Origin of the sequence: Enterobacter soli, from assembly GCF_964208575.1 — a bacterium.
Classification (GTDB): Bacteria; Pseudomonadota; Gammaproteobacteria; order Enterobacterales; family Enterobacteriaceae; genus Enterobacter; species Enterobacter soli_A.
The window spans coordinates 159141-175091 of the sequence record NZ_CAXOFU010000002.1; the positions used below are offsets into that span (position 1 = coordinate 159141).

Sequence of the window (15951 nt, forward strand, 5' to 3'; positions counted from 1 at the left end):
CCCGCTTTCCCCTCCGTCGCGGAGGGGAAACGCCGCCGGAAGTCGCCAAACGCGCGCCATCGACTATGCTAAGAAAACTTTCATGATAACAACGAGGTGAAAAATGAGCAGTGGGGACATTACGCGCTACGTGGTAACCGTTAATTTTCACGAAGCGTCGCTGACCGAACTTAACGAAATCAACAACGCCTTCAGCCGCGCAAACTTTTTGCTCACCATGACGGACGATGAAGGCACGATTCACGAACTGGGCCCCCTGACGTTTGGGCTGGTCAGCGCCTTTAGCGAAGAGGATGTCACCGCGCTGGCAAGCGGCCTGGTGGAGAGCGCAACCCATAAAACGGCCGACGTCGAGGTTAACACCTGGGAAAACTGGAAAAAGAAAGAACAATAAGTGCCCTGTATGGATCCAAACGGCTCAGGTGTGCGTTAGTTCGTATTTTTTTACAGCGGTTTTGCGCTAACTTTATGATCTGGCAGACAACATGGGAGAGATATCATGTGGCAGGCTATCAGTCATCTTTTAAGTGAGCAACTGGGTGAAGGTGAAATTGAACTGCGTAACGAACTGCCAGGCGGAGAGATCCACGCCGCGTGGCATTTGCGCTACGCAGGACGTGATTTCTTCGTAAAGTGTGACGAGCGGGAGCTGCTCCCTATCTTCACCGCCGAAGCCGATCAGCTGGAGCTGTTATCCCGCAGCAAAACCGTGACCGTCCCTCAGGTCTGGGCCGTTGGCAGCGATCGTGACTACAGCTTTTTAGTCATGGATTATCTGCCGTCCCGCCCGCTCGACGCCCATAACGCTTTTATTCTCGGGCAACAGATCGCGCGGCTCCATCAGTGGAGCGACCAGCCGCAGTTCGGCCTCGACTTCGACAACGATCTTTCCACTACGCCACAACCCAACGCCTGGCAGCGCCGCTGGTCAACCTTCTTTGCCGAACAGCGCATCGGCTGGCAGCTGGAGCTGGCGTCGGAAAAAGGCATGGAGTTTGGCAATATCGACGCCATCGTCGACCATATCCAGCAGCGTTTGTCGTCGCACCAGCCGCAGCCGTCGCTGCTGCACGGCGACCTCTGGTCAGAGAACTGCGCGCTGGGGCCGAACGGCCCGTATATCTTCGACCCCGCCTGCTACTGGGGCGACAGAGAGTGCGATCTCGCCATGCTGCCGCTGCATCCTGAACAGCCGCCGCAAATTTACGACGGCTATCAGTCGGTTTCTCCGCTGCCGACAGACTTCCTCGAACGCCAGCCGGTTTACCAGCTTTATACCCTGATTAACCGGGCAATTTTGTTTGGCGGTGAACATCTGGTGAACGCGCAGCGGGCGCTGGATCGCGTGCTGGCGGCATGAGGTGATGCGGGTGGCCTCGCGCCACCCGATGAACTTACAGGAAGCCGAGCAGCGAGAAGAAGAAGTATCCGGCCACGATGATAATCACCGGCAGGATATAGAGCGGGAAAATCTGCAAAAAGATGGTGTGGCGCGGGACGACAATCCGCGATTCAATTTGCTCGCGACTCATGCCCTCGGCCCCTTTCGCCTTTTCAAGGATCATCTGATCTTCCACCCCTTCACGCAAAAAGCGGGTCTGGCGGCTCATTCGCGCGCCGGATGCCTGCAATGCCATGCCGATGAAAATAAGGGCGTAGATAATCCAGAAGCCCACGTTGAGCTGCTGGTGGAAATCCGGCGTTGGCGAGTTGAACCAGAAAACGTTCAGGAAAGGCGTATTGAAGCGCATCATCTCAATCATGACGTGTGCAAAATCAAGCATTACCGCATTGATGCCCGCCTGCTTTTCGCTGTGATCGTACATAAACTTAAAGACGGAAATCAGCGTGGAAATGACCGCCGGAATAAAAATTACCCAGCCAGCAATACGTTTTAAGACAGCTATGCGTCCAGCTTGTTGATACGTCATGAGTTCCCCTTCAAAAAAGACGCGTTATTTGTGCCTAAGTCTACCTGCTGACCCGCATTTTCGCCCGATCTTTAAAGGCAATATGCTAAATTGCAGAAAGCACTTAGCACTTATCGTTTGTCGTACACCCTGAATAAGGAGAAGTTGTGATGTCGACGCCGCGCAAAATTCTTGCCGCTATTTTTGACATGGATGGATTACTGATCGATTCCGAACCGCTGTGGGATCGCGCTGAGCTGGACGTGATTGCCAGCCTCGGCGTGGACATCAGCCGTCGTAACGAGCTTCCCGACACGCTCGGGCTGCGTATCGACATGGTGGTGGAGCTGTGGTACGCCCACCAGCCGTGGGTTGGGCCAGACCGTGCGGAAGTGACCGCGCGCATTATCAGCCGCGCGATTACGCTGGTTGAAGAGAGCAAACCGCTGCTGCCCGGCGTGCGTGAAGCCATCTCCCTGTGTAAGGCCGAGGGCATTAAGGTGGGTCTGGCGTCCGCTTCTCCGCTGCATATGCTGGAAAAAGTGCTGACCATGTTCGACCTGCGCGACAGCTTTGACGCGCTGGCGTCGGCTGAAAAGCTGCCCTACAGCAAGCCGCACCCGCAGGTGTATATGGATTGCGCCGCGAAGCTCGGGCTGGCCCCAATCAACTGCGTGGCGCTGGAAGATTCCGTTAACGGCATGGTGGCGTCGAAAGCGGCGCGGATGCGCTCTATCGTCGTGCCCGCCGAGGAAGGTCGCCACGACCCGCGCTTTGCCCTGGCAGACGTTAAGCTGAACTCTCTCGAAGAGCTTACGGTCAGCCACCTGCGCGGTTAATGACACGCTATTTCAGGCAGCGCTCGCTGCCTGAATCACAAAAATAAAACATTGTTTTACTTTGTTTGCATTTCCTCTCCGCGACTCCTATTCTTAGCGTCAGAATGACAATAACCCTACTTCTGAGGCACGTATGATACTGGATACCTTCACTCTTTCAGGCAAAGTGGCCATCGTCACCGGGTGCGATACCGGTCTAGGGCAAGGCATGGCGATCGCCCTGGCGCAGGCGGGCTGCGATATCGTGGGCGTAAACCGTAAGGTTCCCGAAGAGACTGCGGCGCAGGTCACCGCCCTCGGCAGACGCTTTATGGCGATCCGCGCCGACCTTGGCGTGCAGGCCAGCATTCCTGAGGTGGTGAACAACGCGGTCGCGGAGATGGGGCGCGTGGACATTCTGGTGAATAACGCCGGCACCATTCGTCGGGAAGACGCCCTCACCTTCAGCGAGAAGGACTGGGACGAGGTGGTCGATCTCAATCTGAAATCGGTCTTTTTCCTCTCTCAGGCGGTGGCGAAGCAGTTTATCGCCCAGGGCCAGGGCGGAAAAATTATTAACATCGCGTCGATGCTCTCGTTCCAGGGCGGTATCCGCGTGCCGTCGTATACCGCGTCGAAGAGCGGCGTGCTGGGGATTACGCGCCTGCTGGCGAACGAGTGGGCGGCGCACGGCATTAACGTTAACGCCATCGCGCCGGGGTATATGGCGACCAACAACACGCAGCAGCTGCGGGACGACGAACAGCGCAGCCAGGAGATCCTCGACCGCATTCCCGCCGGACGCTGGGGATTGCCGTCTGACCTGCAGGGCCCGGTGGTATTTCTGGCCTCGGCAGCCTCGGATTACGTGAACGGCCATACCCTGGCGGTCGACGGAGGCTGGCTCGCGCGATAGCGTGGTTTTGTGACAAAGAGTTACACCGTCACCTCTTCCGCCCACTGTATAAAAACCCTATACTGTATGAATCGACAGTTTCCTGGGTTTTATCATGACGGCGGAAGGCCACCTGCTTTTTTCAATTGCTTGCGCAGTGTTTGCGAAAAACGCTGAGCTTACGCCCGTCCTGGCGCAGGGTGACTGGTGGCATATCGTCCCGTCCGCCGTGCTGACCTGCCTGCTGCCAGATATCGATCACCCCAAGTCGTTTCTGGGCCAGCGGCTGAAGTGGATCTCCAAGCCCATCGCCCGGGCGTTCGGCCACCGGGGGTTCACCCACAGCCTGCTGGCGGTGTTCGGCCTGTTGACCCTCTTCTATTTAAAAGTCCCGGAAAGCTGGATTGTCCCCGCCGATGCGATTCAGGGGATGGTGCTCGGCTATCTGAGTCATATTCTGGCCGATATGCTCACCCCGGCGGGCGTGCCGCTGCTGTGGCCCTGCCGCTGGCGCTTTCGCTTTCCTATTCTCGCGCCGCAAAAAGGCAATCAGCTTGAGCGCGTGCTGTGCATGGCGCTCTTTGCCTATGCCGTCTGGATGCCGCAAACCTTGCCCGAAAATGGTGCAGTACGCTGGTCGTCGCAGATGATCAATTCGCTGCAGTTTCAGTTCAATCGTTTTATTAATCACCAGATTGAACATTAAACCGACAAAACAATCACATTTGTCATAAACCATTCCATTTGGATATAAGCGCCACATCACACTTCTGCTAACCTTGCGCCAACAGGATCGGGTTAAACCGACCGTATAATAAATCAGGAGAACGGGGATGAATTTTCCACTCATTGCGAACGTTGTCGCGTTCGTTGTTTTGCTAGTGCTTCTGGCCCAGACGCGCCACAAACAGTGGAGTCTGGCGAAGAAGGTGCTGGTTGGTCTGGGTATGGGCGTGGTATTTGGTCTGGCGTTACAGGCGATCTACGGCTCCGATAATCCGGTACTGAAAGATTCTATTCAGTGGTTCAACATTGTCGGCAACGGCTATGTGCAGCTGCTGCAAATGATCGTTATGCCGCTGGTGTTTGCCTCTATTCTGAGCGCCGTGGCCCGTCTGCATAACGCCACTCAGCTGGGTAAGATCAGCTTCCTGACCATCGGTACGCTGCTGTTCACCACGCTGATTGCGGCGCTGGTGGGTGTGCTGGTGACCAACCTGTTCGGCCTGACCGCCGAAGGCCTGGTGCAGGGTTCGGCTGAAACCGCGCGTCTGGCGGCGATCCAGTCTAACTACGTGGGTAAAGTGGCAGACCTGACCGTGCCGCAGATGGTGCTGTCCTTCATTCCGAAGAACCCGTTTGCTGACCTGACGGGCGCGAACCCAACGTCCATCATTAGCGTGGTGATCTTTGCCGCCTTCCTGGGCGTGGCCGCCCTGAAGCTGCTGAAAGACGACGCGCCGAAGGGCGAACGCGTGCTGACCGCCATCGATACCCTGCAAAGCTGGGTGATGAAGCTGGTGCGTCTGGTGATGCAGCTGACGCCATACGGCGTGCTGGCGCTGATGACCAAAGTAGTTGCGGGCTCTAACCTGCAGGACATCATCAAGCTGGGCAGCTTCGTCGTCGCCTCTTACCTGGGTCTGGGCATCATGTTCGTGGTACACGGCATCCTGCTCGGCGTGAACGGCGTCAGCCCGCTGAAATACTTCCGTAAAGTGTGGCCGGTGCTGACCTTCGCGTTCACCAGCCGCTCCAGCGCCGCGTCTATTCCGCTGAACGTGGAAGCGCAAACCCGTCGTCTGGGCGTGCCGGAATCCATCGCCAGCTTCTCGGCCTCCTTCGGTGCCACCATCGGCCAGAACGGCTGTGCGGGCCTGTACCCGGCTATGCTGGCGGTGATGGTTGCGCCAACCGTGGGGATTAACCCGCTGGATCCGGTGTGGATTGCCACCCTGGTTGGCATCGTGACCATCAGCTCCGCAGGCGTTGCGGGCGTGGGCGGCGGCGCGACCTTCGCGGCCCTGATCGTCCTCCCTGCCCTCGGCCTGCCGGTGACGCTGGTTGCGCTGCTGATCTCCGTTGAGCCGCTGATCGACATGGGTCGTACCGCGCTGAACGTGAGCGGCTCCATGACTGCCGGTACGCTGACCAGCCAGTGGCTGAAGCAGACCGATAAAGCGGTGCTGGAGAGCGAAGACGACGCAGAGTTAGCGCACCGCTAATCGCGCTAGCTGAGCATAAAAAAAGCCCATCGCTTCGATGGGCTTTTTTGTTTCTGCCGATAGTTACCAGGTGTATTTCACCCCCAGCCCCCCTTCGATGCTGCGATACTCGCTGCCGCCCTGCTGGGTGCCGATGTTGCCCCACAGGCTCCACTGGTTGCTGAGCTTCGCTTCCACCCCGGCCTTAACCTCATAGCGGTGCTTCGGCGTATTGGACTCCAGGCGGGTGGTGTCCATCTTGATGGTGTCGGTATAGCCGTTGTACAGCCAGTTGGCTTCGATAAACGGCTGCCACTGGCGGCCCTGTTTGTCCGCAGAGTAGCCGTAAACGCGCATCCCCAGGCGGTTGCTAAAGCCGCCGTCGTTCTGGCTTTTCACCTTCGTGCCGTTATCTTCCTTCACGTCATCCGCATCGTAGCGGGTGTAGATCACCTGCTCCTGCGGCTGAATGAAGAAGCTCATCAGCGAGGTGTTATAAACGTTGAAGGCCCAGCCGCCCTCGACGGATACCGACTGGGTGGTGCTGTCGTATTTCTGCTCCGGCAGCCCTTCGCCGTTCACCTTGTTGTTGTACCAGCCGTACTGCGTCCAGGTATCGATGTATGGCCCGGTGCCGTCCGGACGACCGTCGGCAAACCAGGTGCCGTACAGGCCGACGCTGTAGCCATCCACCTCGCTGCGCGCCACGTAGCTGTCGCCGCCGCCCTGGTTGCGCGTTCTGGCCGAGCCGTAGCCCGCCATCACGCCCACCTGCCAGCGGTTTTCCACTTCCAGGTTATTGGCGATATCAAAGCCAAGCTGCACCCCGTTGCTCCAGGTGTCCTGACCAATCTGCCCGGCGCTCTGGCTGTCGGTGCGGCTGCCGAAGGTGCGGATCCAGGCGGAAGGCACGTTCGCCTGCTGACCGTAGCCCGTCACGAACAGGCTTTGCCCCACGCGATCGTGCAGGCTGTGGCTGAACATCTCCATCGCCGCGCTCTGGTTGCCCAGGTACGCGCCGGCTTCCGGGCGGATCGGCACTACCGGCTGGTCGACCGGCACGCGCAGATACCAGTCGCCGTCGTTGCCGGACGGCGTGCCCTGCAGCAGCTGGTAGTCATACGCCCCCGCCACCACGCGGTTCGCGAGGGTGAAATCGCCGTTCGATGCGCCGTCCACCTCGATCACGCGAATGCCGTTGACGGTTTGCGCCCCGCTGCCGCCCTTGTTATTGACGTACACATCGGTGTGACCGCTGGTATCGCCGTTAACAATCAGCCTGTCGGTTTTCGAATTATCCCCGCCGAGCACGGTATTGAGCACCAGGGTACTGTGGGCGGTGTAGTTCCCGGTCACGGTCAGGGTGTTGCCGACGGTGTTCCCCGCCAGATTAACGGTGTTGAAGTTGTCCAGGTTGCCCTGAATGGTGAGATTGCCCGCGCCCCCGGTCAGGGCGGTGATGGCGTCACCCGCAGAGACCGTCCCTTCGCTGGTCACGTTGCCGACGATGGTGCCGTACCCGCCGAGCGTGGCCCCTTCGTCAACCGTGACCGCGCCCCCGCCGGACAGCGCCGCCGCGCGGTTATCCAGCGCCAGCGTGCCGGCCTCAACGTGCGTGCCGCCCGTGTGGGCATAGTCGCTGGCGAGGGTAACCATCCCCGCCCCGGCTTTGGTTAACAGACCGCTGCCGCTCATCGCATTGTCAAACGCCCAGGTGTCGCTCGCGTTCAGCACCAGTTCGCCATCGTTGAGGATAGTCGACGTGCCGAGGCTCGCAGGCTGTTGCGCCGTCAGGCGGCTGGCGGAGGCGATGTCGATCTCCCCGCTGAAGCCTGCGTTATTCCCGCCGAGCGCGACGTCGCTGGCGTTCACCAGGTTCATCGCGCCCGCGCCCTGCACCGCGTTGGCAAAGGTTCCCTTAACGGCATCCAGCACCAGCGCGCCGTCGAGTGCGATATCGCCGCTGCCCAGCGCCGCGGCATTTTTCAGGTGCGCCGTGGCGCCGCTGCTTACGTCTACCGCCGCGGTCAGGGCGTCATTGGCGCGGCTGACCACAAGCTCGCCGCCGGTGAGGTTCAGGCTGCCGCTCCCGGTCAGCGCCCCGTCGCTCTGCCCGCCGTTGGTGATGGTCAGCGCCCCGCCGTTCAGCGCCAGCGTACTGCCCGCCGCGCCGTTCAGCGCCCCGACGGTCTGGCTAAAGCCGTTGAGATCGGCGGCGGCGCTGGCGGCGATGTTCAGCGCGCTGGTCTGCCCGAGGGTGTTGTTGCCTCCGAGCAGAACCGTGCCGCTGGTGACCAGCGTTTTGCCCTGATAATCGTTGGCGGTGTTCACCAGGGTGATGGTGCCGTCGTTGGCGCGGAAGTCAAAATCGCCCACGCCGGTGAGCTGCGCCCCCAGGGTGGTGTCCGTCGCGCCCGTGGAGTCAATAACGGCGGTGGACTGGCTGTTCAGCACCTTCAGCATATAGCCCGCGTAAAGTCCCGGGCCGCCCGGGGCATTTTCCCCGGCGGTGATGACCGCCGTGTAACCGTAGGTCGCCAGCACATCGTCATGGCCAAAGCCGTCCGACACTTGATCCGTTTCATCCGCCGGGGCCGTGCCGTCCAGCAGCAGGGTAAGCTGGGTGCCCGCCGAGCTGACCGAGGTCGCTTTCACCACCTGAATGCCGTTATCCACCGAGTCGTCCTGGTCGAGGAAGTTGCCGTCCGGTTTTGACCCCGGCGGCAGGGCGGCGGTTTGCAGGTTCACGACGCCAATGTTTGGCTCCGACACCCCTGAATCCACGTTGAGGGTATTGACCGTTAAGATGTCAGCGGTATCCGGCGTCTTCATCCCCACGTCCAGCAGGCCCCCGCCGAAGGTGAGATTGCCGATACTCTGGTCGCTGCCGAGCGTTGCCACGCCCTGCGCACCCAGCAGCAGCGTGGCCTGGGATAAGGCGCTGGTGTTATCGCCTTCCAGCGACAGCGTACCCTGACGTAGGGCCAGCGTGCCGCCAAAGGCGCTGCCCGCCGACGGCGCAAAGTCAAAGGCGTCGGTCTTCGCCCCCAGGTTTGCCGCCAGCAGGCCGCTGCCGGTGAGCGCGTTGGTGAAGGTGAAGCCGCCGCTGGCGGGCGCGGCGCTCAGGATGCCGTCAAGCTGCACCGGCGAGCCGCCGAGATTTTCCTGCGCGGTGATGCTGGCGCCGCCGCCGCTGGTGATATCCCAGCTGCCGGTGAAGCCGCTGTTGTCCCCCGCCAGCGCGGTGTTCAGCCCGCTGATGCGGTTGACGCCCGTCCCGGTCACGTTGGTGTTCAGGGTGTTGCCCGCCCCGGTCACGCTGAGCACGCCGTTGTTCTCCACCGCATTGTTAAAGCTGCCGTTCGCAAACGAGAGCGCCAGCGTCGCGCCGCTGTCCACCGTTGCCGCGCTGGTGCCAAGCGCAGCCGCATTCGCCGCGTTCAGCGTTCCGGCACTGACCGTGGTGTCGCCGCTGTAGGTATTGGCCCCGGTCAGGGTGGTCTGGCTACCGCTGACCTGGGTGACGGTTCCGGTGCCGCTGATGACGCCGCCGTAGGTCCAGTCGCTGCGGTTAAATTCCAGCGCGCTGTTGTTGGTGATGTTGGACGTGACGCTGCCGTCGGTAGTGCTATCGCCAATGCTCAGCGTCCCGGCGTTGATGACTACCGGGCCGGTGATGCCGACGTCGGTATTCACAAACAGGGTGCCCGTCCCGTCCTGGTGCAGCTCGCCGCTGCCCGTGACGGCGCGGGTCAGCGCCACGCTATCGCTGCGGTTAAAGGTCAGGGTGCCGTTATCCACGATTGGCCCGGCATAGCTGCCCGCCGTGCCGCCCGCGCCCACCTGCATCGTCGCCCCGCTGTTGATGGTGGTGACGCCGGTAAAGGTGTTGGCCCCGGTCAGGGTCAGGGTGCCGCCAGTCAGGGTGACGTTGCCGAGCACGCCGCTGGTCACGCCGCCGAAGGTGCCGCCGTTGCGGATGGTCAAATTGCCGCCGTTGATGGCTAAACCGCCATCGCCCCCCAGCGCGCCAATGGTCTGGGTCTTACCGTTGATATTGGCGTTAGCGCCGCTGTTGACGGTGAGCAGGCTGGTGTTGCCGAGCGCCTTATTGCTGCCAAGACGCAGCGTACCGCCGGAGACGGTGGTCGCCCCGGTATAGCTGTTGCCGCTGTTGCTGAGGGTGACGGTTTGCCCGGCGGCCGCGCTGGCGTTGACGTCCAGGCTCCCGCTTCCGGTGACCTGCGCCGACAGGGTCGCCGCCGCGCCTGCTGCGCCCGCGTCCGGGGTCAGGTGCAGCGTCTGCCCGCTCAGCAGGTCAAGCGCCTTCAGACCGTACTGGACGTACAGCCCGTCGTTGTCCGTCCCGGTGCTCAGCCCGTAATCGTAGGTGGCGTTCGCAACGGAGGTGACACCCTCCTTCACCGCGAACTGCTGCGGATTGCTGATGGCGTTCCCGCTGTGGTCCGTCAGGTTCAGGCTATCGGCGCTGCCCGTGACCGTGGTGGCAGAGACCAGCTGCGAGAGGATCGCTTTGTCGTCCTCTTCCATCAGGTTCTGCCCCGTCGGCGCCGGGTTAGGCACGCCCGCCGTCGGCGCTTCAACGCGGATATCGCCGCCGGTAAGCGTCAGGTTATTGACGTTCACCGTGCCGTCGGCCTGCCCCGGCGGCACCTCGCCGTTGAAGATCAGCGCCCCGCCGCCCATCGTCAGGTTGCCGATGTTCTGGGTTCCGCTGCCCACGGTGGTTTCATTCCCCGCGTTGAGCCGCAGCGTGGCGTTGGTCAGCGCGGTGGTGTTGGCGCCGGAGAGATCGAACGTGCTTTGATCCAGCATCAGCGTGCCGGTAAAGGCGCTGCCGATGGTGTTATCGAAGGCAAAGCTGCCGGACGGCGCCAGCTCGACCATCATGATCCCGTTCCCGGTGAGCGTATTGGTGAAGGTGTAGCCCCCGCTAACCGGCGCGACGTTAAGAATGCCGTTCAGCTGTACCGCGGCATCGCCCAGGTTCTGCCCGGCGGTGACTTTTGCCGAGCCGATGCTGGTGATATCCCACTTGCCGGTAAAGAGCGAGTTATCCCCGCCGAGCGTGGTGTTGAACGCGCTGATGCGGTTTATGCCCGCCCCGGTGATGTCGCTGTTCAGGGTATTGCTGACGCCCGTCACGTTCAGGATCCCGGCGTTGGCGACGTCGTTGCCGAAGGTGCCGTTGCTGAATGAGAGCAGCAGATTCGCGCCGCTGTTGACCGTTGCCGCGCCGGTGCCCAACCCGCTGGCGTTGGAGGCATTCAGCGTCCCCGCCTGCACCGTTGTGCCGCCGCTGTAGGTATTCGTTCCGCTCAGGGTCGTGGTGCCGCTGCCCCGCTGAACCACGTTCCCCGCGCCACCGATGGTGTTACCCACCGCCAGGGCGTTGCTGCGGTTAAACGCCAGCGTCGCCCCGGCCTCTACCGTGACCACGCTGGCGCTGGCCAGCGATCCGCTGGTGCCGCCGCTGCCCAGCTGGAGCGTGCCCTGCTGCACGTTAGTCGCCCCGGTGTAGGTGTTGGTGCCCGTCAGGGTTGTCGTCCCCGTCCCGGCGCTGTCCTGGGTCAGCGTCCCCGTCCCGCTAATCGTCCCCGCGAGGGTCATATCGTTCAGGCGGTTCACCACCAGCGCGGCGTTGTTGACGATATTCCCGACGATTGACCCGGTCAGGCCGCCCGCCCCGAGCTGCAAAATGCCGTTGCTGATGGTGGTGCCGCCGGTCCAGGTGTTGATGCCGCTGAGGATCCAGGTGCCCGGCCCGGTGGACGTCACCTTGCCCGTGCCGCTGATTACCCCGCCGTAGGCCACGTTGCCCGACACGGTGGTGTGGGTTAACGATTTCGACCCCAGCGTCACGTTCCCGGTTCCGCTCATGCTGTTCACGCTCTGGTCGAAGCCGTTCAGATCAAAGATGGTGCCGTTATTCAGAACGAGCTGGCTGGAGTTATCGATAACGTTGGTCGCGCCCGCGCGTAGCGTGCCGCCCGTCACCGTGGTGGTGCCGGTATAGCTGTTGCTGGCGTTGGAGAGTGTGATGGCGTTTGTGGCGTCAACCGCCAGGTTGCCGCTGCCGGAGATCAGGGCCTTCATCTCCGCCGCGCCGGATGGCGTGGTGGTATCCCCGGATAAGGTCAGCGTCTGGCCCGACTGTAAATCGAGCTGGTTGAGGGTATAGCCGATCCCAAGCCCGCCGGCGTTGTTCAGGCTGTAGCCGTAAGTGCCAATGGCGACGGTGGCGCCGTTCTGCACGATATCGGACTGAGAGCTGCTGAGCGCCGCCCCGGAGAGGTCGGTGAGCGTCAGGTTACCTGCCGCGCCGCTGGTTCCCGCCGCGGTGATGAGCTGGAGGCTGGCGCCGTCGTCCTGGGTCAGCAGATTGCCGCCCGCATCCGCCACACCGGTCGGATCGACCTGCACCGTGCCAGCGTTCAGCGCCAGCTGGCCGGTATCAATTACGCCCGTTGGCAGATTCGCGAAACGCAGCGTGCCGCCGTTCATCGTCAGGTTGCCGATATTTTGCGTCCCCGCGCCCACCGTGGTGGTGTTGCCGGTATCAAGCTCCAGCGTGGCGTTGGTTAACGCCGTGGTGTTGTCGCCGGACAGCGCAAAGTCACTCTGCCCGAGCTGAACCGTCCCGGTGAAGTCGGTGCCGACCGCGTTCGTGAACGCAAAGGTGCTGCCGCTCGCGAGCGTGGCGGTCATCAGCCCGGTGCCCAGCAGAGGGTTATCGAAGGTGTAGTTGCCGGAAGGCGGCGCGATATTCAGTACGCCGTTGAGCTGCACCCCCGTTGTGCCCAGATTCTGCGCGGCGGTCACGTCCGCCGTTGCGCCGCTGGTGATGTTCCACAGGCCGGTAAAGCCGGTGTTATTGCCCGCGATAAACGTTCCGGCGGCGCCGATCCGGTTTTCCCCCGCGCCGGTAAAGGTGCTGCTGAGGGTCTCGTTCGCGCCCGTGACGTTGACCAGCCCGGCGTTGGAAATAGCGTTCGTTATCGTGCCGTTGGCAAACGACAGATTCAGCGTTGCGCCGCTGCTGACCGCTGCCGCACCGGTACCGAGCGCCGTGGCGTTTGCCGCCGTCAGCGTCCCCGCATTCACCGCAGTCCCGCCCGCGTAGCTGTTTGCCCCGCTCAGCGTGCTGACGCCCGTCCCGTTTTGGCTGAGGCTGCCGGTGCCGTCAATCACCCCAGTCAGGTTAAGCGCGTTAGCACGGTTTAAGACCAGCGAGGCGTTGTTGGTGATGTCCCCGGTAATGCCCCCGGAGGTTCCACCTGCCCCCAGTTGAAGCACCCCGGCGCCCACGGTGGTGCCGCCCGTATAGCTGCTGTTCCCGGTGAGCACCCAGGTTCCCGCACCCGCGGTGGTCACCGAACCGGCGCCGCCGATCGCGCCACCGTAGGTCACGGTGCCCGCTGCGGTATTTACCGTCAGATCGCCCGCGCCAAGGGTCACGTTCCCGGTGCCGTTCAGGTTATTCACGCTCTGATCGAGCCCGTTGAGATCGAAGGTGGTGCCGCTGTCCAGGGTGACCTGGCTGCTGTCGTCAATCACGTTGAGGGCGCCTGCGCGCAGCGTGCCGTCCGTTACCGTTGTGGTCCCGGTGTAGCTGTTTCCGGCGTTCGCCAGGGTGATGGCGTTAGTGGCATCGACGACCAGGTTACCCGTACCGGTCAGGAGCGCCTTCATGTCGGCCGCGCCGGACGGGGTAGCGGCGTCACCGGAGAGGGTTAAGGTTTGCCCGGCCTGGATATCGAGCTGGCTCAGGGTGTAGCCGACGCCCAGGCCGTTGGTTTCGTTAAGGCCAAAATCGCTGTAGGTGGCTACCGCCACGGTGTTGCCGTTCTGAGTAACGTTGCCCGTGGAGGTGGTCAGCGCGTTGCCCGTCAGATCCTGTAGCGTCAGGTTGGATGCCGAACCGCTGTTGCTGGTCGCAGCGACGAGCTGCACGCCTTCGCCGTCGTCGGCCCTCAGCAAATTCGTACTGTCGACGATAGCGTCAGGATCGACGCGCACCGTGCCGGTAACCATATTCAGCGTCCCGGTGTTGATGAAGCCTGTCGGCAGCGTCGGGAAATTCAACACGCCCCCGTTCAGGGTCAGGTTGGCGACGTTCTGCTGGGTTGCCCCCACGGTGGTTGAGCTGCCCAAATCGAGCTGCAGGGTGGCGTTCGTCAGGGTGCTGGTGTTCACTCCGTCGAGGCTGAACGTCCCCGGCCCCATCGCGAACGTCCCGGTAAACAGAGAGCCGACGTTGCTGGTGAAGTCAAAGGCGTTACCGCCGCCCATGGCGGCCTTCATCAGCCCCGTGCCGGTAAGGACATTTGAAAAGTCAAACCCGCCCGTGGCCGGGACAATGTTCAGGATCCCCACCAGCTGCACGGCGCCTGCCCCCAGATTTTCGCTGCTCTCGACGGAAAGCGACCCTGTGCTCAGGATATTCCAAAGCCCCGTATAGCTGCTGTTGTCCGCATCGACTCGGGCATTGAGCGCGCCGATCCGGTTCTCTCCGCTGCCCGTCAGGGTGCCTTCCAGAGAAGCGAGCTGCCCGGTAATGTTCAACAAGCCGTTGTTGGTGATGTTGTTGGCAAAAACGTTGCTCTGATTGGATATCACCACCGTACCGGCTGCGTTGATGGTGACATCCCCGGTTCCCAGGGCATCGGCACTCGCCACGTTCAGCGTGCCCGCATCCAAGACGCTGCCGCCGGTATAGGTGTTCGCACTCGTGAGGGTGGTTTCGCCTGCCCCGGCCTGATTCAGGCTCCCCGCGCCGCTGATGGCGCCCGCAAACGAGATATCGTCCGAGCGGGAGAAGCGCAGCACGCCGTTGTTGACCACGTTCCCCGTCACGCTGCCGCTGGTGGAGTTGTTGCCGAGCTGCAGAGTGGCGTCGCCGTTGATGGTGGTCCCGCCACCGCTGTCGGTATGGGTCAGCGCGCCGTTGAGAATAAGCGTACCGCTTTGCACCAGCAGGGCATCGGCGGTGGTGCCTTTGGTGCTGAGGGTCGCGCCGTTGAGCAGCCAGCTTTGTCCGGTACTGGCCGCCCCGGTAATGCTGTCGACGCCGGAGATGTTACTGTCCAGCGTCCCTTGCCCGGTTAAGGTCAGGGTATTTCCGGTTCCGGTTGAGGTAATGGCGCCGTTAACGTCGCTCCCGGTCTGGAGGGTCACGGCATTATTACTGCCCGTCAGCGAAATCGCCGTTCCACCGTTGCCGGTGATAGCGCCGCTGTTGGTTAGCGTATGGCCGCCCGTCGTAATCAACACCCCGGTATTGCCGGTGATCGATCCCGCGTTCGTAATGGTCACCACGCCGGAGGCGCTGATTTCAATCCCGTAATTGGAGGTGCTGGTTGAATTAATAACCCCGCCAGCCTGGTTACTGATGGAACCGGAGGCGCTGTCGCGGAACCAGATACCGTTGTGCAGTACGCCGATATTCCCGGCGTTAGAAACCGTTGCCGTTCCGGCATCGGCAATAATCCCGTAGCCGCCGCCGATAGACGAACCGCCGATACCAATATAATTACCGGTCCCTGAGCTGAAATAGACCGACGTGCCGCCGCTCGCGCCGCTGATGGCGCCACTGTTATTCACCGTGCCGCCCGTGCTCAGGTAAATCCCGTCGCTGCTGCTGTCAATCGAGCCGGTAGAGAGGATATTCGCCGTCCCACCGTTGCTTAATCTGACCCCCGCAGCGCTGCCGCCAGAACCGCCTCCCGTTGTGGTCACATCGCCGCCCAGGTTCAGTACCGTGGTGCCCGTTGCCGAGTTGAGATTAATACCAAATAAATTTCCGGTGACGGTCGCGCCATCGTCTATTGTCACCTGCCAGTCCTGCGAGTTATCACCCACGATGCCGGAGCCGGAAGCCACGTTAATACTGTTAGGTGAAGGCATCACAAAAGGATCGGTGCCCGCGAGCGTATAGGTTGTTGTTTGCGAAGGTATGGTGGTATCCGCGTAAACCGGAAGGGCTGCGGCAACCAGTAGTGGAATAGCATGTCGAATAGCAATAGCCAGACGGGAGAGACAGTATTGCCCCTCGGGAATACGTTTATTATTCATGCCTTCTACCCTGAAATTAAATTTTTAGT

At 61.6% G+C, this 15951-nt stretch carries 8 protein-coding genes; 6 read left to right on the forward strand and 2 right to left on the reverse strand.

The window, feature by feature from the left end; genetic code table 11:
• Nucleotides 1-103: 103 nt before the first annotated feature.
• Together ghoS and AB6V08_RS02600 are read left to right on the forward strand one after the other, a co-directional pair.
• Nucleotides 104-394, forward strand: coding sequence for a type V toxin-antitoxin system endoribonuclease antitoxin GhoS (ghoS, locus tag AB6V08_RS02595; RefSeq protein WP_368541150.1), 291 nt, complete (start codon nt 104-106; stop codon nt 392-394).
• Nucleotides 395-499: 105 nt separating this feature from the next.
• Nucleotides 500-1360 (forward strand): fructosamine kinase family protein, encoded by an 861-nt coding sequence (locus AB6V08_RS02600; protein ID WP_368541151.1) that lies wholly within the window; start codon nt 500-502, stop codon nt 1358-1360.
• A 34-nt stretch (nt 1361-1394) separates the two neighbouring features.
• Here AB6V08_RS02600 and AB6V08_RS02605 read toward each other — a convergent pair whose 3' ends face one another.
• On the reverse strand, nt 1395-1931 hold the full coding sequence (locus AB6V08_RS02605) for a YniB family protein (protein WP_368541152.1): 537 nt from the start codon (nt 1929-1931) through the stop codon (nt 1395-1397).
• A 149-nt stretch (nt 1932-2080) separates the two neighbouring features.
• Here AB6V08_RS02605 and hxpB point away from each other — a divergent pair, with 149 nt between their 5' ends.
• The 4 genes from hxpB (at nt 2081) to tcyP (ending at nt 5848) form a co-directional block, all read left to right on the forward strand.
• Nucleotides 2081-2749, forward strand: coding sequence for a hexitol phosphatase HxpB (gene hxpB, locus AB6V08_RS02610; protein ID WP_368541154.1), 669 nt, complete (start codon nt 2081-2083; stop codon nt 2747-2749).
• A 133-nt stretch (nt 2750-2882) separates the two neighbouring features.
• On the forward strand, nt 2883-3644 hold the full coding sequence (gene kduD / locus AB6V08_RS02615; RefSeq protein ID WP_368541155.1) for a 2-dehydro-3-deoxy-D-gluconate 5-dehydrogenase KduD: 762 nt from the start codon (nt 2883-2885) through the stop codon (nt 3642-3644).
• Between the two features lie 94 nt (nt 3645-3738).
• Nucleotides 3739-4329: a metal-dependent hydrolase gene (locus tag AB6V08_RS02620; protein WP_368541157.1), complete on the forward strand. Its 591-nt coding sequence runs from the start codon at nt 3739-3741 to the stop codon at nt 4327-4329.
• Between the two features lie 127 nt (nt 4330-4456).
• Nucleotides 4457-5848 carry a cystine/sulfocysteine:cation symporter gene (gene tcyP / locus AB6V08_RS02625; RefSeq protein WP_368541158.1) on the forward strand — a complete coding sequence of 464 codons (1392 nt, stop codon included), beginning with the start codon at nt 4457-4459 and terminating at the stop codon, nt 5846-5848.
• Between the two features lie 63 nt (nt 5849-5911).
• On the opposite strand, the gene AB6V08_RS02630 is transcribed toward tcyP, so the two are convergent.
• On the reverse strand, nt 5912-15922 hold the full coding sequence (locus AB6V08_RS02630; protein ID WP_368541159.1) for an autotransporter outer membrane beta-barrel domain-containing protein: 10011 nt from the start codon (nt 15920-15922) through the stop codon (nt 5912-5914).
• Nucleotides 15923-15951: the final 29 nt, after the last annotated feature.